The sequence below is a fragment of the Streptomyces sp. S465 genome (assembly GCF_026898115.1).
GTDB classification, from domain to species: domain Bacteria; phylum Actinomycetota; class Actinomycetes; order Streptomycetales; family Streptomycetaceae; genus Streptomyces; species Streptomyces luomodiensis.
The window spans coordinates 3,046,156-3,065,334 of record NZ_CP114036.1 but is presented as its reverse complement, the minus strand read 5'-3'; the positions used below and the strand labels follow the sequence as shown (position 1 = coordinate 3,065,334).

The 19,179-nt window shown below is 73.2% G+C and carries 18 protein-coding genes; 8 read left to right on the top strand and 10 right to left on the bottom strand.

What is annotated here, in order from left to right; all coding sequences use genetic code 11:
- Positions 1-112 precede the first annotated feature (112 nt).
- The 6 genes from N6H00_RS13330 to N6H00_RS13305 form a co-directional block, all read right to left on the bottom strand.
- Complete coding sequence (locus N6H00_RS13330) at positions 113-1,375, bottom strand: cytochrome P450 family protein (protein WP_268971873.1); 1,263 nt, start codon at positions 1,373-1,375, stop codon at positions 113-115.
- Positions 1,372-2,628: a cytochrome P450 gene (locus tag N6H00_RS13325; RefSeq protein WP_268971872.1), complete on the bottom strand. Its 1,257-nt coding sequence runs from the start codon at positions 2,626-2,628 to the stop codon at positions 1,372-1,374. Before N6H00_RS13325 ends, N6H00_RS13330 begins: the two co-directional genes overlap by 4 nt.
- Positions 2,625-3,218, bottom strand: coding sequence for a GTP-binding protein (locus tag N6H00_RS13320; protein WP_432280581.1), 594 nt, complete (start codon positions 3,216-3,218; stop codon positions 2,625-2,627). Before N6H00_RS13320 ends, N6H00_RS13325 begins: the two co-directional genes overlap by 4 nt.
- Positions 3,219-3,333: 115 nt before the next feature.
- On the bottom strand, positions 3,334-3,699 hold the full coding sequence (locus N6H00_RS13315) for a DUF742 domain-containing protein (protein ID WP_268971870.1): 366 nt from the start codon (positions 3,697-3,699) through the stop codon (positions 3,334-3,336).
- Positions 3,696-4,142, bottom strand: coding sequence for a roadblock/LC7 domain-containing protein (locus N6H00_RS13310; protein ID WP_268971869.1), 447 nt, complete (start codon positions 4,140-4,142; stop codon positions 3,696-3,698). The genes N6H00_RS13315 and N6H00_RS13310 overlap by 4 nt, the downstream gene beginning before the upstream one ends.
- Positions 4,142-5,530 carry an ATP-binding protein gene (locus N6H00_RS13305; protein WP_268971868.1) on the bottom strand — a complete coding sequence of 463 codons (1,389 nt, stop codon included), beginning with the start codon at positions 5,528-5,530 and terminating at the stop codon, positions 4,142-4,144. The genes N6H00_RS13310 and N6H00_RS13305 overlap by 1 nt, the downstream gene beginning before the upstream one ends.
- Before the next feature lie 253 nt (positions 5,531-5,783).
- On the opposite strand from N6H00_RS13305, the gene N6H00_RS13300 reads away from it, so the two are divergent.
- Complete coding sequence (locus N6H00_RS13300; RefSeq protein WP_268971867.1) at positions 5,784-6,449, top strand: maltokinase N-terminal cap-like domain-containing protein; 666 nt, start codon at positions 5,784-5,786, stop codon at positions 6,447-6,449.
- Positions 6,450-6,632: 183 nt separating this feature from the next.
- Positions 6,633-7,289, top strand: coding sequence for a TIGR04222 domain-containing membrane protein (locus tag N6H00_RS13295; RefSeq protein ID WP_268971866.1), 657 nt, complete (start codon positions 6,633-6,635; stop codon positions 7,287-7,289).
- Positions 7,290-7,322: 33 nt separating this feature from the next.
- Here N6H00_RS13295 and N6H00_RS13290 read toward each other — a convergent pair whose 3' ends face one another.
- The gene (locus N6H00_RS13290; protein WP_268971865.1) at positions 7,323-7,682 is read right to left on the bottom strand and encodes a cupin; all 360 of its coding nucleotides are present in this window, start codon (positions 7,680-7,682) and stop codon (positions 7,323-7,325) included.
- A 124-nt stretch (positions 7,683-7,806) separates the two neighbouring features.
- On the opposite strand from N6H00_RS13290, the gene cutA reads away from it, so the two are divergent.
- Positions 7,807-8,130: a divalent-cation tolerance protein CutA gene (cutA, locus tag N6H00_RS13285; protein WP_268971864.1), complete on the top strand. Its 324-nt coding sequence runs from the start codon at positions 7,807-7,809 to the stop codon at positions 8,128-8,130.
- Between the two features lie 36 nt (positions 8,131-8,166).
- On the opposite strand, the gene N6H00_RS13280 is transcribed toward cutA, so the two are convergent.
- Both N6H00_RS13280 and N6H00_RS13275 read right to left on the bottom strand, forming a co-directional pair.
- Positions 8,167-8,913, bottom strand: coding sequence for a SanA/YdcF family protein (locus tag N6H00_RS13280; protein ID WP_268971863.1), 747 nt, complete (start codon positions 8,911-8,913; stop codon positions 8,167-8,169).
- Between the two features lie 77 nt (positions 8,914-8,990).
- Positions 8,991-9,602: a Uma2 family endonuclease gene (locus N6H00_RS13275; protein WP_268971862.1), complete on the bottom strand. Its 612-nt coding sequence runs from the start codon at positions 9,600-9,602 to the stop codon at positions 8,991-8,993.
- A 189-nt stretch (positions 9,603-9,791) separates the two neighbouring features.
- Here N6H00_RS13275 and N6H00_RS13270 point away from each other — a divergent pair, with 189 nt between their 5' ends.
- Positions 9,792-10,769 (top strand): adenosine deaminase, encoded by a 978-nt coding sequence (locus tag N6H00_RS13270; RefSeq protein ID WP_268971861.1) that lies wholly within the window; start codon positions 9,792-9,794, stop codon positions 10,767-10,769.
- Between the two features lie 151 nt (positions 10,770-10,920).
- Here the strand turns inward: N6H00_RS13270 and N6H00_RS13265 are convergent, their stop codons facing one another.
- Complete coding sequence (locus N6H00_RS13265) at positions 10,921-13,137, bottom strand: molybdopterin oxidoreductase family protein (protein ID WP_268971860.1); 2,217 nt, start codon at positions 13,135-13,137, stop codon at positions 10,921-10,923.
- A 160-nt stretch (positions 13,138-13,297) separates the two neighbouring features.
- Between N6H00_RS13265 and N6H00_RS13260 the strand changes: the two genes are divergently transcribed.
- The 4 genes from N6H00_RS13260 (at position 13,298) to dnaG (ending at position 19,095) form a co-directional block, all read left to right on the top strand.
- A complete protein-coding gene (locus N6H00_RS13260) occupies positions 13,298-14,188 on the top strand; it encodes a sirohydrochlorin chelatase (protein ID WP_268971859.1) in 891 nt (296 codons plus the stop codon).
- Complete coding sequence (locus N6H00_RS13255) at positions 14,185-15,555, top strand: deoxyguanosinetriphosphate triphosphohydrolase (RefSeq protein ID WP_268971858.1); 1,371 nt, start codon at positions 14,185-14,187, stop codon at positions 15,553-15,555. The genes N6H00_RS13260 and N6H00_RS13255 overlap by 4 nt, the downstream gene beginning before the upstream one ends.
- Before the next feature lie 176 nt (positions 15,556-15,731).
- Positions 15,732-17,027 carry an NAD(P)/FAD-dependent oxidoreductase gene (locus tag N6H00_RS13250; RefSeq protein ID WP_268971857.1) on the top strand — a complete coding sequence of 432 codons (1,296 nt, stop codon included), beginning with the start codon at positions 15,732-15,734 and terminating at the stop codon, positions 17,025-17,027.
- 73 nt (positions 17,028-17,100) lie between these two features.
- Positions 17,101-19,095 (top strand): DNA primase, encoded by a 1,995-nt coding sequence (dnaG, locus tag N6H00_RS13245; protein WP_268971856.1) that lies wholly within the window; start codon positions 17,101-17,103, stop codon positions 19,093-19,095.
- Positions 19,096-19,179 lie beyond the last annotated feature (84 nt).

Below are 19,179 nucleotides of genomic sequence, written 5' to 3'. Positions count from 1 at the left end.
TCCCCGGCTGCGGCTGCCTGTTCGACTCCATGCCAGGAAGCGTGCGGGGCGCCTGTTACCCGACCGCATCACCACCGTTTCCCGCACGCAACGCTGCCCTCAGCGCACCGCCTCAGCCGCTGTGAGCCGCCCCCGGCCGGACCGGAAGCCGCTGCGGGCTGTTGCCGACGAAGCTCGGGTGCGGGACCAGCTCCTCGTCGGGAACCGCCAGATCGAGGGCGGGGAAGCGGGTGAAGAGCCCCTCGAGGGCGATCACGGCCTCCATCCGGGCCAGCGGGGCGCCCAGGCAGAAGTGCGCGCCGTGGCCGAAGGACAGATGGCGCGCCCGGCGGGTGACGTCGAAACGGGCGGCGTCCGGTCCGTACGCCCGTTCGTCGCGCCCCGCGGCGGTGTACGAGACGAGCACGGGCGCGCCCTGCGGGATGACCGTGTCCCCGACCGGCAGGTCCGAGGTGGGGTAGCGGAACGGGAAGAAGCTCACCGGGCTGTCGTACCGCAGCGTCTCCTCGACCACATCGCCCCAGCTCGCGGCCCCGGAGCGGACCAGGTCGAGCTGGTCGCGGTGGTTGCACAGCGCCCGCACCGCGTTGGTGATCAGGTTGAGCGTGGTCTCGTGCCCGGCGATGATCGTCAGCATCAGGGTGCCGATCAGCTCCTCCTCGCTGAGCTGGTCCCCGTTCTCCTCGCGGGCGGCGATGAGCGCGCTGGTCAGGTCGTCCCCCGGGGCCGTCAGCCGGGCCGCGGCCACCTGGCCGAGGATCGCCACCATCTCGCGGTTGGCGTCCGGGACCCGCTCGGGGGCGGTCTGGGTGGAGACGATCTCGTTGGACAGCGCGTGCAGCCGGTCCTGGTACGCGTCGTCGACGCCCAGCAGTTGGCAGATCACGCTCATCGGCAGCGGCAGCGCGAAGTGCCGGCGCAGGTCGGCCACCCCGTCCGGAGCCGCGGCGGCGGCCTCGGCCAGCCGGTCCAGCAGCGTGCCGGTCAGCTCGTGGACCACCGGGCGCAGCGCCTCCACCCGGCGCGGGGTGAACGCCCGGGTCACCAGGGACCGCAGCCGCCTGTGGTCCTCGCCGTCGGCGGTGATCATGCCCCGGATGGTGGCGAAGGTCCGCATCGGCCAGCCGGGCGGAAGCTCGTCGTTCCGCAACGCGGCGAAGTGGCGGGCGTTCTTGGCCACATCGGGGTGGGTGACGAACTCCTTCAGCTCCTCGTGCCGGGTGATGGCGTACCCCGGTACGTCACCGGGCAGCAGGACCGGGACCGCGGCTCCGCGGGCACGCAACGCGTCGTTGACCGCGTGCTGGTGGGCCCCGGTGGGGTCCAGGCGGTGCGGCGGCACGGCGTGCGTCACGGGGCATCGGCGGTCGGTCATCTGCTGCCTCCTGCGGGGGAGTCGGGGGTCGGGGCGTCGGCGGCCAGCTGCGGTGCGGAGAACCGGACGGGCAGCTTGGCCAGGCCCTTGGACCAGGGCGAGGTGATCCACGGAAGCTGCTCCCGCGCCACCGCGATCTCCATATCGGGCAGCCGGTGGCGCAGGGTGTCCACGGCGGTACGGGTGATCAGCCGGGCCGGGTCCCGGGCCGGGCAGGTGTGCGGGCCCGCGCCGAAGGCGAGGTGCGAGCGGTTGCCGACCACCGGCCGGCCGTCCTCCGGCAGCACCTCCGGGTCGGCGTTGGCGCCCGCGAGGCCCATGATGAGCATGTCCCCGGTGCGGATGTCCTGGCCGCCGAAGCGCAGATTCCGGGTGGCGTAGCGGCCGGGGAAGTTCTGGGTGGGCGGCTGCCGCCACAGCACCAGGTCCAGGGCGTCGTCGACGGTGAGATGGCCGTGGGTCAGCGAGGAGCGGAACGCGGGGTCGGTGAGCAGGATCTGGGTCGTGGAGGCGATCCAGTTCACGGTGGTGTTGTTCCCCGCGACGATGATCACCACGAGGTTGTGCAGCACCTCCTCGTCGCTGAGCCCGGCGGGGTGCTCCAGCAGCCAGGACGTCAGATCCGGGCCCGGCTGCCGCTTCTTCCGGGCGATCAGCTCCAGCAGGATCTGGCCCATCCGCTTGTTGGCGCCGGTGGCAGCCAGCGTCGGGGCGACGATCGTGGTGAGCGTCTCGACCAGCCGCGCCCCGTTCTCCGCGTCCAGCCCCAGCAGTTCGGTGACGACCTGCAACGGCAGCACGCGGGCGTAACTCTGCACCAGATCCGCGGTGTGCTGGTCGGCGAATCCGGCGACCAGCCGTTCCGCGGTGGCCCGCACCCTGCGGATCAGCTCATGGCCGTTCACCCGCCCCAGCGCGTCGGCCACCGCCGAGCGCATCCGGCGGTGCGCCGCGCCGTCGGCGAACAGCAGCGCCGGACGCCAGCCCACCAGCGGCATCAGCGGTGAGTCGGCCGCCACCCGGCCCTCGCGCAGTGGGGTCCAGCGGCGCGGATCGTGGGAGAAGTACTGCTCGTCGCGGGTGAGATGGAGCAGTTCGCGGTGGCCGATGACCAGCCACGCCTCGACCTTGGGCGCGATCTCCACCGGCACCACCGGACCGTGGTCGCGCCGCATCCGCTCGTACAGCTCGGTCAGCGGACCGTCGAGCGTGGTCCCGTACAGCGGCACCCGGGCGGCTGCCGGGGCGGTCACGTAGCCTCCGTGAGCGTCTCGATCAGATGCGAGACGAGCGAGATCAGCGCCTTGACCGAGGACTTGTGCTCCCGGGCGTCACAGATGACCAGCGGCGTGTGGGGGAGCAGATCGAGCGCCGAGCGCAGATCGTCCTCGCTGTGCAGCGTGCTGTCCGGGAAGGCGTTGACCGCGACGGAGAACGGCACATCCAGGTCCTCCAGATGCCCGATGGCGTCGAAGGACGCCTCCAGATCGCGGGTGTCGACCAGGGCCAGCGCGCCCAGCGCCCCGCGCGCCAGGTCCTTCCAGGCGGGGAGGAACCGCTGCTGGCCGGGGGTGCCGAAGAGGTACAGCACCAGCTCGCCGCCCAGGGTGATCCGCCCGAAATCCAGCGCGACGGTGGTCGTGGTCTTCGACGGCCGCACCTTGGTGTCGAGCCGGGCCCCGGCCTGGCTCATCGTCGCCTCGGTGGACAGCGGCTTGATCTCCGACACCGTGCCGATCAGCGTGGTCTTGCCGACGCCCATCGGCCCGACGACCAGGATCTTGGCCGCGCCGGCCACACTGGATTGCACATACATGACGGGTGTGTCGTCCATGTCATCCATGTCGTCCGTATCGCCCGTCTCGTCCGTCTCGCCTGTCTCGGTTGTCTCGGTTATGTGGTCTGTATGGATCATGCGGTCTGCGTCTGTTGTGCCGTCCGTACCGGCCATCGAGATCTCAGAGCTTGCTCTCAAGCCCATCGAGCACCTTCCTCAGCAAGTCCAAATCGGCACGTTTTCGCTTGACCACTCTGATCGGCGGACGCGCCACGATGTGCCCCCAGTCGATGAGATCCGCGAGCAGCACCTGCACCACGGCCGGTGGCTGACCGAGATGGGCGGCGACCTCCGCCACCGACAGCAGCCCCTGGCAGAAGTCGACGATCCGCCGGTACTCGGGTTGCGGATGCGGCGGCAGCGCGCTCCCGGACGCCACGACCAGCGTTTCCAGCGGCAGAGCTTCCCGTGAGGAACCGGCGCGCCCCCGTGTGATCACGTAGGGGCGCACCGCGGCCGTGGTGCGTTCCTCGCCGGGCGAGCTCATGACGCCGGGCGGCCCATCGGTTCCCGTGGCTGACTGCTCAGATGGGCACCGATCTTCGCGACCAGTAACTGCATCTGCTGGGCCACCAGCCCGACATCCGCCTCGGTGTCGGTGGCCACCCCCAGCGAGGCGCCCTGACCGGCCGAGGTGAACAGCACGAACCCGCTGTCGGACTCGATCATCAGCTGTCTCACCCCTGCCTCGTCGCCGAACAGCAGCGACACCGTGGACTGGCTGGTCACCGTCAGCGCGGCACAGGCGGCGGCCAGCGACTCGGCCTCGTCCACGCTGAGCCGGGACTCGCCCGTCAGTCCCTCGGCGGAGTCGTGACCCATGCGCAGACCGTCCTCCGAGACGACGACGGCATGCCGCACCCCGGGAATCCCGGTCAGCGGACGCAGCATCCATCCAACGTCGGGCAACCTGGATATGGTTCCGGCCACTACCGGTCTCCTTCTCGGTCTTCTTGGTCCGGACTCGGGTCTTGGTCCGCGGGCCGTACGGCCCCGGCCGCCTCCGCCCGCCCGCGGCGGGTTCCGGAGACGACGCTGGTGATGGAGGCGCGGGCGGCCTCGGGCGTCCACGGGGCGTTGGCGGCCGGCGAGGCGGGCGAGGCGGCGGACGCGCCGCCCGTGTCGGCCGGGGTGGTTCCGGGGGCCGGGCGGCGGCGGTTACGGCGCCGGGGCAGCCCGTTGCCGAGCGGCGCGGAGGTTCCGGGGGTGCCGGAGGTTCCGGGGGCGCCAGGGGTGCCGGGGGTGTCGTTCAGGGAGGTGCCGTTCAGCGGGCCGAGGCCGGCGCCGCCCGCCTCCTGGCGCACCGTGCCGACCGGAACGGGCTCCACGACGACCGGCTCGCGGTCCGCCATCCGTACGGCGCCCGTCGGCTCGGTCAGCAGCCGGTGCGGTACGAAGACCACCACCCGCGTACCGCCGTACGCCGACGCCGTGGACAGCTCCACCCCGAAGCCCAGCTCCCGCGACCAGCGCCCCACACAGGCGAGCCCCAGCCGGGGCACGGCGCCCAGCTGGGCCAGGTCCAGACCGTCCCGCAGCTGACCCACGGCCTGTTCCAGCACGTCCGGCGGCATGCCGAGCCCCGCGTCGTCGATCTCGATGACCGCGCCCGCCGCGACCTCCCGGACGGCGACCGCGACCTGGGTGCGGGAGGGGGAGAAGACCGTGGCGTTCTCCAGGAGTTCGGCCACCGCGTGCATCAGCCCCTCCACGGCGGGTGCCACCGCGTAGAGGTTCTGCCCGCCGTGGACGTCCACCCGGCCGAACTCCACGATGCGCGACTGGGCGCCCCGCACACAGTCGAAGAGCGACACCGGCCGGGTCTCCCGCCGTGCGGGCCAGATCCCGCACATCACCAGCAGCGTCTGCGCCTTGCGGGTCATCTGGGCCGCGGCGTGGTCCGCCTTCATCACCTCGGCCATCAGCGGCGCGTCCGCGACATGCTGCCCGAGGCCGTCGAGGACCTGCTGCTGCACCATCGACATGGCGTGCATGTTGCGGGCCACGGACTCGAACGACGCCTGGACGGAGTCCCGCAGCATCCGCTCCCGGCGCGCCGCCTCGTCCAGCTCGGTCTGCACGGCGGCCAGCCGTGCGACCTCCTCGGCGCGTTCGGCCGCCAGCGCGCGCGCCTGTGCGGCATTGGCTCGTTCCCGTGCCGATACGGCTCGTTCTCGCTCGACCGCCGCACGCGCCTCATGACGCGCCCGACGGAGTCTGACCACCCAGGTGAGGCACAGCGACAGCACCAGTACCAGCACCGCGGACGCGACCAGGACGACGGCCTCCGTCCCCGACAGCACCTCTGACACCTCCATCCGGGACACGGCCAAGAAAGGGCAGATACTACTGACCAACTGATCAGTTTGGACCGGTAGTTGCCAAACTCTCACGAGTAAGGGCCGCGTCCGCGCCAGGGTCAGCGCTCGCCCACGTCTGCCTTACCCGCCTTACCCGTCCTGTCTTCCTTACGCGGCTTTCCCGCCCACGGCAGACTGTCCTACGGCCAGTGGCTGTCCTGGGCCGTAGACGGCGGCCGGGGACACACGACGAGGGAAGGCGCTCACCGGCATGTCGATCATCCACAAGACCACCTTGACTCCGACCAAGTTGGAGCTGCTCGCGACCTGGCTGCCCGCGCAGCCGTGGTACGCCGCCACCCAGCGCGCTCCGGAGCTGTCCAAGGCCGGTGGCTTCCGGCTCGACGACCCGAAGGGCGAGGTGGGGATCGAGTTCATGGTGGTCCGGGACGACTCCGGCGACCGGCCCGCCTGGTACCACGTGCCGATGACCTACCGCGCGGCGCCACTCGACGGGGCCGATCCGGCCCTCATCGGCACGGCCGAGCACGGAGTGCTGGGCCGGCGTTGGGTGTACGACGGGCCGCACGACCCGGTGTTCGTCGCCCAGGTGCTGGCGCTCCTCCAGGGCCGTGCCGAACCGCAGGCGCAGAGCGTCTCCCACACCCCCGACCCCTCCGTCACCGCCGAGGTGGCCGGAGCCGGTTTCGACGTCCCGGCCGGGGCCGCCGAGGCGTCGGCCGTGGCCAACGGGCCGGACGGCACCCGCCTGACAGTGGGCGACGGCGGTCCGGCCCTCCAGGTGGCGCGCGTTCTCCGGCCGGAGTCCGGCGCGGGGACCACCGGGGCCCGGGGCCACGTCAGCGCGGGCTGGCGGCTGCCGGACGGCGGCGAGGCCCGCGGCCGGTTCGTCGTCCTGCACGACACGGCGTCCTGACGCGCCGCGCGGTGGAAGCACCGGCGGTGGCCGGCGCTTCCACCGCGCTCGTAAGCGCCATACCGATCGCGAAACCTCAAATATCGCTCTGAAATGCCGCCCATCAGGTTCATCGCTTATCGAAAGGACAAAACTGACGGTAATAAAGCAGTTCGGATGGACGGGGGCATTCCGATGGGGACCTTGTTCCGACGTCCGGCCTCGGCGGAGCCGCGGACGCTGGACCTCTACGACATCGCGTATCTGGTGGGCGGGCCGCCGTGGGTGGTCCAGACCGTCTTCATCGCACTCCAGGAGCGAGGCGTCATCACGATCCGGCGCGCCCGGGTCCGGCTCCAGGAGGCACAGGCCGACCAGGCCGACCACCCCCTCGAGCGCGCGCTCGTCGGGCTGTGCGCCCGCCGCCCCAGGCGGGTGGACGCCGCCGGCACCACGCTGAGCGGCGGGCCGGAGGTGGCGGAGATCCAACGTCGGCTCGCCGCCGGCGGTCTGCTCACCCCGCTCCGGCGCCGCCCCACCCGTGCGGGCCGGCGCCTCCTGGAGGCGGCCGAGCAGGACGAGACGTTCCCCTCCTACGCCTTCTACGGCCTCACCGCCCTCCCGGCCGGGGAGCGCGGCCGCACCGTCAGCGACGCCACGCCCGTCGCGAGCGGTGGGCTGGGCTACTGGGGCCGGCGCCTCGTCATCACCGCGGCCGAGGACAACGACATCGACGCGCACCCCGGCTCCCAGGACGGCGCGTCCTGGTGGAGCTGGGGCCACGGCGGCGACCACGGCGCGGGCCATGGCGGCGGCCACCACTCCTGCGGGGGCGGCGGGGGCGGCGGAGGCGGGGACTAGGGCCGCGGGGCCTAGGGCGGCGCGCGGCGGCCGTCAGGCGGTGGTCACCTGCTCGTAGGGGGTGGGACAGCCCGGTGTGGCGGTCACGGCGGTCAGCAGCACCACCGAGTCCTCCAGCGCGCGCAGCCCGTGCCGTTCGTGCGGCAGTTCCTGCACCTGGCCCGCGATGAGATCCAGCCGGTTACCGCCGCCGGTCAGCCGCACATGCCCGTGCAGCACCTGGAGACTGGCCGCCGGAGGGGCGTTGTGCTCATCGAGCTCGCAGCCGGAGACCATGGCGATCACGCTCTGCCGCAGCGGACCGTCATGCAGGAACAGATGGGCGCTGCGCCCGTGCGGATCGGCCTTCGCCTGGTCCAGATGGTGGCGTGCGAGCGTGGTGAGGTCATCCATGAGTGCCCCTCGATCGGTCCGGTCTGATCGTCGGCGGGTTCCCTCAATCCTCACCGGCTACCGTGGGACGCGCCAGTTCGCAGCCGCGCCGTGCAGCCGCGCCGTGGAGAGAGGTACCGCAGCAGTGGCCGACTACCTGACCGTACTGACCACCACCGACACCCCCGAGAAGGCCGAGGCGCTGGCCAGGGGGGCGATCGAGGCCCGGCTGGCGGCCTGTGCGCAGATCAGCCAGCCCGTGACATCCGTGTACCGGTGGGAGGGGACGGTCGAGACGGCGGCCGAGTGGCAGGTGCTGTTCAAGACGACCGCCGCGCGCTACGACGAGCTGGAGGCGCATATCCGCGAGGCGCACGACTACGAGACGCCCGAGGTCATCGCGATGCCGATCGTGAACGGCAGCGAGGACTATCTGGCGTGGGTGGTGTCGGAGACGACCATCGGCTGAGGCCGGTCGACGGCTCGGGCGGAGAAGCGGCGACGATCACCCGGAGCCGGAGCCGGAGCCGGAGCCGGAGCCGGAGCCGGAGCCGGAGCCGGAGCCGGAGCCGGAGTCCCGGTCCGCCAGCGCCTTCTCGATCCCCCGCTCGCGGGGCCCCAGGAAGTGCGGATCGGGCTCGAACGCCGCGTCCAGAGCCGCCTTGCTCGCCGCCAGGACCTCCCGGGTCCCGCCGAAGTACCAGGTCACGTCGTGCGGCTCGTCGACCGCGACCCCATACGCGTCGATCCCCGCCGCCCCGCACAGCGCCAGCGCCCGGCGGATATGGAACCCCTGGCTCACCAGCACCGCCTTGCGCACCCCGAAGACCCGCCGGGCCCGGCTACAGGAGTCCCAGGTGTCGAACCCCGCGAAGTCGCTCACGATCCGCCGGTCCGGGACCCCGCGCTTGACGAGATACGCGCGCATCGCGTCCGGCTCGTCGTAGTCATCGCGGCTGTTGTCCCCCGTGACCAGCAGCACACGTATCCGGCCGGCCTTGTAGAGCCGTACGGCGGCGTCCAGCCGGTGCGCCAGATACGGCGACGGCTCCCCGTTCCACAGCCCCGCCCCGAAGACCACGCCCACCGGGGCCGGGGGCACATCCGCGACCGTATGCAGCCGGTCGTCCGTGCTCAGCCGCAGCCAGGTCGCGGGGAGCAGGGCCAGGACGCAGACGAGGACGCTCGCCCGCACCAGCCGCCGCCACCCGCGTCGCGTCCTCGGCAACCGCCTCCGCACCCACCCCAGCATGCGTTCCCTCTCCCCTTCGCGTCGCCGGCACGGTCGCGCTGTGTGACGCGGAAGCGGGGGGTGGCGGTTGCGGCGGGCTACTCGGCGGTTTCCTCCTCGTCGGACTTCTCGGTCTCCAGGAAGATATTCGTGTCGAGCTCGAAGTCGAACGGAGCGGGGATGGGCAGCGGTTTGCCGAACGGGACGGTCATCCGTGCGTGGTAGCCATGGTCCGACGGCTCCCAGAAGGCCGTGATCTCTTCGCCCTGCATGTCCACCACCAGGTAGACCGGCACATGGCGACCGTAGACCTCGAGCTTCTCCTGCCAGTCGACATCCCGGGTGGAGACCGACGTGAACTCGGCGACGAGGGACAGGGCCGCGCTATCGGCATGCCGCCCCTCGACGCCCCGGAAGGCCTTGCCGTCAGCGATGAACAGGTCCGGACCGAACGCCCGCTCGGCGGAGGGGAAGGTGAAGAGGAAGGGCGATGTCTCCGCGATATGCCCCTTGGGCGCATGGGGCTCCAGCCGCAGCCGGAGTTCCCGCATGGGCCACAGGTATGGCAGCACCGACCACGGCGACACGACGATCTTCCCCCTGATGAGCTCGGCCTTGTAGCCGTCCGGTGTATCCAGTTCCTCCGTGGTCCGGAGCAGTGCGTCGAATCCCTTTCGGGGCTCTTCGGCGTCCGGTGTCTCAGTAGTCATTGGCCGCTCCAATATCGCGGTCACCGTGTCCTCCATCTGCTACGGAGCGTACTGTCTCGATCACCGTAGCGACGGGCCCCCGGCGGTTTCCGTATTCCGTTCGCATTACCCCCACAAGGGTGATCCATCCCTCCCGCATAGCCTTGACCAGTTCTTCCGTACCACTGAAACCAGCAGGTGATCCCAGCCGTGCCGCCGATTCCCACCGCAGAGCTCCACCTCCATATCGAGGGCACCCTGGAGCCCGATCTGGCCTTCGCGCTCGCCGAGCGCAACGGGGTCGCGCTGCCGTACGCCACCCAGGAGGAGCTGCGGGCCGCCTACTCCTTCAGCGACCTCCAGGACTTCCTGAACCTGTACTACGCGCTGATGACCGTGCTCCGCACCGAGGACGACTTCGCCGACCTCACCGACGCGTATCTCGCCCGCGCCCGTGAGCAGGGAGTCCGGCATGCGGAGATCTTCTTCGACCCCCAGGCGCACACCGCACGCGGCGTCGACATCGGCACGGTCATCCGCGGCATCGGCCGCGCGCTGGACGCGGCGCCGCGGACGTACGGCATCACCACGCGCCTGATCATGTGCTTCCTGCGCGACGAGAGCGCCGCGTCGGCCCTGGAGACCTTCGAGGCGGCCCGCCCCCACCTGGACCGGATCGCCGCCGTCGGTCTGGACTCGGCGGAGGTGGGCAATCCGCCGTCGAAGTTCCGCGAGGTGTTCGCGCTGGCCCGGGAGGCCGGGCTGAAGTGCGTCGCGCACGCGGGGGAGGAGGGGCCGCCCGCGTATGTGTGGGAGGCGCTGGACATCCTCGGCGTGGACCGTATCGACCACGGGGTGCGCTGCCTGGAGGACGAGGCGCTGGTGGCCCGGCTGGTCGCGGACCGGGTCCCGCTGACCGTCTGCCCGCTGTCGAACGTGCGGCTGCGCGTCGTCGACAGCCTCGAGGACCACCCGCTGCCCGCGATGCTGGACGCCGGCCTGCTGGTGACGGTCAACTCCGACGACCCCGCCTACTTCGGCGGCTACCTGGGTGACAACGTCACCGCCGTACGGGACGCGCTCGGCCTCGACGAGGCCACGCTGCGGACGCTGGCCCGCAACTCCTTCCGGGCCGCCTTCCTGGACGAGGAGACGCGGGCGGCGTATCTGGCGGAGCTGGAGGGCTAGGCCGGGCCCCGGCCGTCGCGTACGGAAGCCGCCACCGGCGCCCACACCAACCGGCCCGGCGCCCGGCGGCGGTGCCGACGGCGCGAGGCGAAACCCGCACCCGACCACGCCGGGCAGCGGGCAGCCCAGCCGGAGGCGCGCCGCGGTACGGTCAGCCCTCCGTCCGCGCCGCTTCCGCCGCTGCCTCCGCCTCTGCCGCCACCTCCAGCCGCACCGCACACACCTTGAACTCCGGCATCCGCGACACCGGGTCCAGGGCCGGGTTCGTCACCGTGTTGGCCCGTCCCGGCCCCGCCCAGTGGAACGGCATGAACACCGTGTCCGGCCGGATGTCCCGGCTGATGCGGGCCGGGGCCACGGCGCGGCCGCGCCGGGAGACCACCGCGATGGGCGCGCCCTCGTCCGCCCCCAGCCGCTCGGCGAGCAGCGGGTGGAGCTGGACGTAGGGGGCGGGCGCGGCCTCGTTGAGTTCGGTGACGCGCCGGGTCTGGGCGCCGGACTGGTACTGGGCCAGCACCCGGCCCGTCGTCAGCACCACCGGATACTCCGCGTCCGGCTCCTCGGCCGCCGGGCGGTGGCCGACCGGGACGAACCGGGCGCGCCCGTCCTCCGTGGCGAACCGGTCGAGGAACAGCCGTGGCGTACCGGGATGCGGACCGGCGCCGTCCGCGCTCTCCGGGCAGGGCCAGAACACCCCGTCCTCCTCCGCGATCCGCCGGTAGGTGATGCCCGAGTAGTCCGCCGGGCCGCCGGCCGAGGCCCGCCGCAGCTCCTCGAAGACCTCCTCCGCATCGGCCGGGAACCCCTTCTCCCAGCCGAGCCGGGCCGCGAGCCCGCCCAGCACCCACAGGTCCGTCCGGACGCCCGGCGGCGGGGTGAGGGCCGCCCGGCGGAGGATGACCCGGCCCTCCAGGTTGGTCATGGTCCCGGTCTCCTCGGCCCACTGGGCCACCGGCAGGACCACATCGGCGAGCGCGGCGGTCTCCGAGAGCACGACGTCGGCGACCGCCAGGAAGTCCAGCGACCGCAGCCGGGCCTCCACATGGGCCGCGCGCGGGGCGGAGACCAGCGGGTTGGAGCCCATCAGCAGCAGCGCCCGGACGTCCCGGCCGAGCGCGTCCAGCAGCTCGTACGCGCTGCGCCCCGGCCCCGGGAGGGCATCGGGTTCGACGCCCCACACGGCCGCCACATGGGCGCGTGCGGCCGGGTCGGCCAGCTTGCGGTAGCCGGGCAGCTGGTCGGCCTTCTGGCCGTGTTCGCGGCCGCCCTGGCCGTTGCCCTGGCCGGTCAGGCAGCCGTAGCCGGACAGCGGGCGGCCCGCGCGGCCGGTGGCCAGGCACAGGTTGATCCACGCGCCGACGGTGTCGGTGCCCTTCGACTGCTGCTCGGGGCCCCGGGCGGTCAGTACCATCGCGTTCTCGGCGTCGCAGAACATCGCCACCGCCGCACGGAGTTCGGGCACCGGGACGCCCGTGATCCGCTCGACCAGCTCCGGCCAGTGGGCCATCGCGGCGGCCCGTGCCTCGGGCCAGCCGCTGGTGCGCCGTTCGACGAACTCCTCGTCCACCCGGCCCTCCGCGACCACCAGGTGCAGCAGCCCCAGCGCGAGCGCGAGGTCGGTGCCGGGGCGCGGCGCCAGATGCAGATCCGCCTGCTCCGCCGTACGGGTGCGCCGGGGGTCGACCACGATCAGCCGGCCGCCCGCCTCCTTCAGCTCGGTCAGATAGCGCAGCGCGGGCGGCATGGTCTCGGCCAGGTTCGAGCCGACGAGGATGACGCATCCGGTGCGGGCCACGTCCGCCAGCGGGAACGGCAGCCCGCGGTCCAGCCCGAAGGCCCGCTGGTGCGCGGCGGCGGCCGAGGACATGCAGAACCGGCCGTTGTAGTCGATCTGCGAGGTGCCGAGCACCACCCGGGCGAACTTCCCCAGCGCGTACGCCTTCTCGTTCGTCAGCCCGCCGCCGCCGAAGACCCCCACCGCGTCGCGGCCGTGCGCCCGGCCGGTGGCGGCCAGGCCCTCGGCGATCCGGTCGAGGGCCTCCTCCCAGGTGGCCGGTTCGAGCCGGCCGGAGTCAGGGCGGCGGACCAGCGGCTCGGTCAGACGCACCCGGGAGGAGAGCACGGCGGGCGCGGTGCGGCCCTTGCCGCACAGCGCGCCACGGTTGACGGGGAACGCGGTGCGTTCCAGGACCTCGACGCCGCCCGGTCCGCCGCCCGGTCCGCCGTCCGGTCCGCTGCCCGGTGCGCCGTCCGGTCCTGCGCCCTGCGGCACCGGCCGCAGCGTCATACCGCACTGGAGCGAACAGTAAGGGCAGTGCGTGTCGACGGGGTCGGCGGCGGGGGAGCGGTCCTCGGGAACGTGCACCATGTGGAGAGCGTGCTACGGCCGTGTTACGGCCCGCGTCACCTCGTATTACGGCCCCGGGAACCGGACCTCAGCGCGCCGCCCGGCGGCCGGTGAAATCGCCGCAACCACCCGTCACGGCCACGCAACGGAGGCGCAATATGCCGCTGCCTACGCTCTGGGCATGACGGCGTCGCCCCCTCCCGGTTTTCCCAGTGGCCCCGGTGCCCCCGGCCCCTCCGGCCGCTCCGTGGGCCGCCCGCCGACGCTCGTCGCCGTGGCCCACGGCAGCCGGAACCCCGAGGCGCTGCGCACCGTGACCGCCCTCCTGGACCGCGTCCGCGCACTGAGGCCCGGACTGCCCGTACGTCTCGGCCACATCGAGCTCAACCAGCCGCTGCTGACCGACACGCTGGCCGCGCTGCGCGGTGCGGCCGTGCTCGTTCCGCTGCTCCTCGGCCGCGGCTACCACATCAAGCAGGACATCCCGGCCGCCGTCGCCGCCGCGCCCCATCTCTCCGTCCGGATCGCCGCGCCGCTCGGCCCGGACCCGCTGCTCGCCGAGGCGCTGCACGCCCGGCTCGCGGAGGCCGGATGGCCGGCACCGCCCCAGGCCGGCCGGAGTCCTGGGCGGACCGGGCCGGGGCCGACCCGGACCGGCCGGCGGCCCACGCATGCCGGGCGGCCGGCCACGGCCCCGCACCGGGCGGGTGTCGTCCTGGCCGCCGCGGGCTCCCGCGACCCGGACGCGGCGGTCGACGCGGCCCGGACCGCCGCCCTGCTCAGCGCCCGGCTCGGCGGGGTGCCCGTGCTGCCCGGCTACGCCTCCGGCTCCGGGCCCACCGTGCCCGAGGCGGTACGGGACCTGGCCGCGCTCGGCCGTGACCGGATCGCGGTCGCCTCCTACTTCACCGCACCCGGCCGGTTCGCCACCCAGTGCGCGCACGCCGCCCCCGGTGTCGCGGCCGCCCCGCTCGGCGCCCACCCCGCGGTGGCACGGCTCGTACTCCGCCGTTACGAACAGGCCCTCGCCTCTGCGCCCGTGTCCCACCCGGCGGCTACCGTCGGTGTATGAGCCGCAGCGCACCCCCTGAACCGGCCGGACCGGATCCGGTTCCCCCGACCGGTGTCCCCGAGGCCGACACCCGCCGCATCCCCGGCTATGCCGCGGCGGACCTCGAGCGCTGGGCGCCCGAGCCCGACAAGCGGCCGGGCCGGACCGCCTTCCAGCGGGACCGGGCACGGGTGCTGCACTCCGCCGCGCTGCGCAGACTGGCCGGGAAGACCCAGGTGGTGCCCGCCGCACCGGCCGCCGACCCCGGACCGGCCGGGCGCGCCCCGGCCTTCGACGCCACGCCCCGCACCCGGCTGACCCACTCCCTGGAGTGTGCCCAGGTGGGCCGGGAGCTGGGGGCCGCCCTCGGCTGCGACCCGGATCTGGTGGAGATGGCCTGCCTCGCCCATGACCTCGGCCATCCGCCGTTCGGGCACAACGGCGAGCAGGTGCTCAACGAGATCGCCGAGCCCTGCGGCGGCTTCGAGGGAAACGCGCAGTCGCTGCGGCTGCTGGCCCGGCTCGAACCGAAGCGGTTCGTGCCCGACCGGGAGACCGGCGAGCCGGTGAGCGTCGGCCTCAACCTCACCCGCGCCGCGCTGGACGCCGCCATCAAGTACCCCTGGCCGCGCGGCGGCCATCCGCGCACCCCCGGCTCCCCGAAGTTCGGGGTCTACGAGGACGACCTCCCGGTCTTCGGGTGGTACCGGCAGGGCGCCCCCGAGGGCCGTACGACCTTCGAGGCCCAGGTCATGGACTGGTCCGACGATGTGGCCTACTCGGTCCACGACGTGGAGGACGGGCTGCACGCCGGCCATCTCGACCCCGCGCGCCTGCTCTCCGAGCCCGAGCGGCGCGAGGTCTTCGCCGTCGCCGCCGACCGCTACGCCCCGGGGGCCGAGCCCGCGGAGCTGGCCGAGGCGCTGGACCGGCTGCTGGACCAGGAGTGGTGGCCGCACGGCTACGACGGCTCGTCCGTCGCCCAGGCCCGCCTCAAGGACGCCACCAGCCAGCTCATCGGCCGCTTCTGCCTGGCCGCCGAGCGCGCCACCCGCGCGGCGTACGGCACCGGCCGCTTCACCCGCTACCGCGCCGAGCTGGTCGTTCCCCGCGCCGTCCGTCTGGAGTGCGCGGTCCTCAAGGCGGTGGCCGACCGCTATGTCATCCAGCGCGCCGATCAGGAGCTGGTCCGCGCCGATCAGCGCGTCGTCATCGCCGAGCTGGGCGAGGCGCTGATCGCCCGCGCCCCCGACGGCCTGGACCCCCAGTTCCGGGCGCTCTTCGACGCGGCCGGGGACGACCGGGGCCGGCTGCGGGCGATCGTCGACCAGATCGCCTCCCTGACCGACACCTCGGCCCGCCGGCTCCACGCCCGTCTCACCGGTTGAGCCGCCGCCCGCTGGGTACGGCTGGGCGCACACGTCCGGCGTACCGGCCCTTCCGGACGCACGCGCGGTGCGGGAGGCTCCCATAGGAAACAGCCCGCACAGCACACACAGCCCGCACAGCACACCTGTTCACGAAAGGCACTGCTCGGCACCGCTCGGCAGCGAGGAGGACACAAGTGGTCGACGCACACCAGACGTTCGTCATCGTCGGAGGGGGCCTGGCCGGGGCGAAAGCCGCGGAAACCCTTCGAGCGGAGGGATTCACCGGGCGGGTGATCCTCATCTGTGACGAGCGCGACCACCCCTATGAGCGGCCCCCGCTGTCCAAGGGCTTCCTCACCGGCGGCCAGGAGCGCGACAGCGTCTTCGTCCATGAGCCCGCCTGGTACGCCCAGGCCGATATCGAACTCCACCTCGGCCAGCCCGCCGTCCACCTGGACCGGGCCGCCAAGGCCGTGACCCTGGGCGACGGCACCCGCGTCTACTACGACCGGCTGCTGCTGGCCACCGGCGCCGAGCCGCGCCGCCTCGACATCCCCGGCACCGGCCTGGCCGGGGTGCACCATCTGCGCCGGCTCGCCCACGCCGAGCGGCTGAAGGGCGTCCTGGCCGCCCTCGGCCGGGACAACGGCCAGCTGGTCATCGCGGGCGCGGGCTGGATCGGCCTCGAGGTCGCGGCCGCCGCCCGCGGCTACGGCGCCGAGGTGACCGTCGTCGAGCCCGAGCCCACCCCGCTCCACCCCGTGCTCGGCCCCGAGCTGGGCGCCCTCTTCGCCGATCTGCACGGCGAGCACGGCGTCCGGTTCCGCTTCGGCGTCCGCCTCACCGAGATCACCGGCCAGGACGGCATGGTGCTGGCCGCCCTCACCGACGACGGCGAGGAGCACCCCGCCCACAGCGTGCTGGCCGCCATCGGCGCCGCCCCGCGCACCGCCCTCGCCGAGGCCGCGGGTCTTGAGGTGGTGGACCGCGCGGCGGGCGGCGGCATCGCGGTCGACGCCTCGTTGCGCACCAGCGACCCGGACATCTTCGCGGCGGGCGACGTCGCCTCCTCCCCGCTCGCGTTCCTCGAGGGCAGCCCGGTACGGGCCGCCCTGCCCGCGAGCGCCCGGCTGCGCGTCGAGCACTGGGCCAACGCGCTCAACGGCGGCCCGGCGGCGGCCCGCGCCATGCTCGGCCAGGACGTCGCGTACGACCGGGTCCCGTACTTCTTCTCCGACCAGTACGACGTCGGCCTGGAGTACTCCGGCTACGCCCCGCCCGGCAGCTACGACCAGGTGCTGGTGCGCGGCGACGTCGGCAAGCGGCAGTTCATCGCCTTCTGGCTGAACGACGGCCGCCTGCTCGCCGGGATGAACGTCAACGTCTGGGACGTCACCGAGCCGATCCAGCGGCTCATCCGCGGCGGCGGCCGGCTCGACCCGGCGGCCCTGGCCGACCCGTCCGTGCCGCTGACCTCGCTGCTCCCGTAGCCGCCGGGCACCGTTCCACCGGGGTCCGGCGGGCACGGGCGGCCGTGTCGGACCCCGGCCGTAGAATTCGGGCGTGGCAGGCAGGATCAACGATGACGACGTGAAGGCGGTGCGGGCAGCGGTCCCGATCGACGCCGTCGTATCCGAATACCTCCAGCTGCGCAACGCGGGGGGTGGCAATCTCAAGGGCCTGTGCCCCTTCCACGACGAGAAGACCCCGTCCTTCCAGGTCAGCCCCAGCAAGGGGCTCTACTACTGCTTCGGCTGCCAGGAGGGCGGCGACACCGTCGACTTCATCATGAAGATCGACCACCTCTCCTTCGCCGAGACCATCGAGCGGCTGGCCTCCCAGGCCGGGATCACCCTGCGCTACGAGGAGGGCGGCTACACCCCCGGCCGCCAGCAGGGCGAGCGCACCCGTCTGGTCGAGGCCCACAAGGTGGCCGCGCAGTTCTACATCGAGCAGTTGGAGAGCCCCGAGGCGGAGATCGGCCGCACCTTCCTGGCCCAGCGCGGCTTCGACCAGGCCGCGGCGCACCACTTCGGCGTCGGCTACAGCCCGGCCGGCTGGGACCACCTGGTGCGCTTTCTGCGCGGCCGCGGTTTCACCGACAAGGAGCTGATCCTCTCCGGGCTCGCCCAGGAGGGCCGGCGCGGCCCCATCGACCGCTTCCGGGGCCGGCTGATGTGGCCGATCCGGGACATCTCCGGAGAGGTCGTCGGCTTCGGCGCCCGCAAGCTGCGCGACGACGACAACGGCCCCAAGTACCTCAACACCCCCGAGACCCCCCTCTACCGGAAGTCCCAGGTCCTCTACGGCATCGACCTCGCCAAGAAGGAGATCGCCAAGACCAGCCGGGCCGTGGTGGTCGAGGGCTACACGGACGTCATGGCCTGCCATCTCGCGGGGGTCACCACCGCCATCGCCACCTGCGGCACCTCTTTCGGCGGCGACCACATCAAGATCCTCCGCCGGCTGCTGATGGACAACGCGGGGGCGGAGGTCGTCTTCACCTTCGACGGCGACGCGGCCGGGCAGAAGGCGGCGCTGCGCGCCTTCGAGGACGACCAGCGGTTCGCCGCCGAGACCTCCATCGCGATCACGCCCGACGGGATGGACCCGTGCGAACTCCGCCTGGCCCGCGGCGACGAGGCCGTGACGGCCCTGGTCGACAGCCGGACGCCGCTGTTCGCCTTCGCGCTGACCTCGATCGTCTCCCGTTACAACCTGGACACCGAGGAGGGGCGCATCGCCGCGGTCGACGAGGCGGTGCCGGTGGTCGCGGCGATCAAGAACCCGGGGCTGCGGGACCGCTATGCGATCCGGCTGATCGGGATGGTCGGCATCGCCAGCCAGGCGGAGGAGCAGTCGATCATCCGCCGGGTGCGCGGGCTGGCCCGCAGCAGGCAGCAGGGCGGCCCGGACCACGGTGGCCGCGGCGACCAGCGGGGCGGCGGTCCGGGCGGGCCCCGGTACGGCGGCCGGGGCGGTCCGGGAGGCCACGGAGGCACGGGGGGCGGACCCGGCGGTCCTGGCGGCTCTGGCGGTCCTGGCGCGGGGGGCGCGCCGTCGGTCCCCCGCGGGCCGGCGCTGAATCTGCGCAGTCCCGCCCACCGCGTCGAGCGCGAGTTGCTCAAGCTCGCGCTCCAGCGCCCCGAGCTGGTCTCCCCGGCCTTCGACGCCTACGGCATCGACGAGTTCACCGCCCCGCCGTACGCGGCGGTGCGCCGCGCCATCGAGGACGCGGGCGGCACGACCGCCGCCGACGCCGACTATCTCGCCCGGGTCCGGGAGGCGGCGCCCGACGACACGGTGCGCGCCATGGTCACCGAGCTCGCCGTCGAGCCGCCGCACACCCGCCGCGACCCGGACGAGGCGTACGCGGGCGTGCAGTTGGTGGCCGTGCGGCTGGCCGCGGTCAATCAGCGCGTGACCGAGGTGCGGGGCACCCTCCAGCGCCTGGGGCAGCACGCGGACCCCGCCCATCTGGCCGCGGTGCAGAACGAGTTGTGGGTGCTCCAGCAGTACGGCCAGTCCCTGCGCGACCGGGGCGCGGCCGCCCTGTAGGCGGCCCCGCGGGGCGAACGGGCGCGCGGGCGCGCGGCGGACGGAGCGGACGGCGGGGACGGGCGTAGCCGCCGGGTAGTCGTA

Bases quoted from the DNA above. Each gene is read 5' to 3' on its own strand.
- N6H00_RS13330 (WP_268971873.1), bottom strand. From the start codon at position 1,375: ATGACCGACCGCCGATGCCCCGTGACGCACGCCGTGCCGCCGCACCGC.
- N6H00_RS13275 (WP_268971862.1), bottom strand. From the start codon at position 9,602: ATGACTACTGAGACACCGGACGCCGAAGAGCCCCGAAAGGGATTCGAC.
- N6H00_RS13280 (WP_268971863.1), bottom strand. From the start codon at position 8,913: ATGCTGGGGTGGGTGCGGAGGCGGTTGCCGAGGACGCGACGCGGGTGG.
- N6H00_RS13300 (WP_268971867.1), top strand. From the start codon at position 5,784: ATGTCGATCATCCACAAGACCACCTTGACTCCGACCAAGTTGGAGCTG.
- N6H00_RS13260 (WP_268971859.1), top strand. From the start codon at position 13,298: ATGACGGCGTCGCCCCCTCCCGGTTTTCCCAGTGGCCCCGGTGCCCCC.
- N6H00_RS13315 (WP_268971870.1), bottom strand. From the start codon at position 3,699: ATGAGCTCGCCCGGCGAGGAACGCACCACGGCCGCGGTGCGCCCCTAC.
- N6H00_RS13305 (WP_268971868.1), bottom strand. From the start codon at position 5,530: ATGGAGGTGTCAGAGGTGCTGTCGGGGACGGAGGCCGTCGTCCTGGTC.
- N6H00_RS13320 (WP_432280581.1), bottom strand. From the start codon at position 3,218: ATGGATGACATGGACGACACACCCGTCATGTATGTGCAATCCAGTGTG.
- N6H00_RS13290 (WP_268971865.1), bottom strand. From the start codon at position 7,682: ATGGATGACCTCACCACGCTCGCACGCCACCATCTGGACCAGGCGAAG.
- N6H00_RS13265 (WP_268971860.1), bottom strand. From the start codon at position 13,137: ATGGTGCACGTTCCCGAGGACCGCTCCCCCGCCGCCGACCCCGTCGAC.
- N6H00_RS13255 (WP_268971858.1), top strand. From the start codon at position 14,185: ATGAGCCGCAGCGCACCCCCTGAACCGGCCGGACCGGATCCGGTTCCC.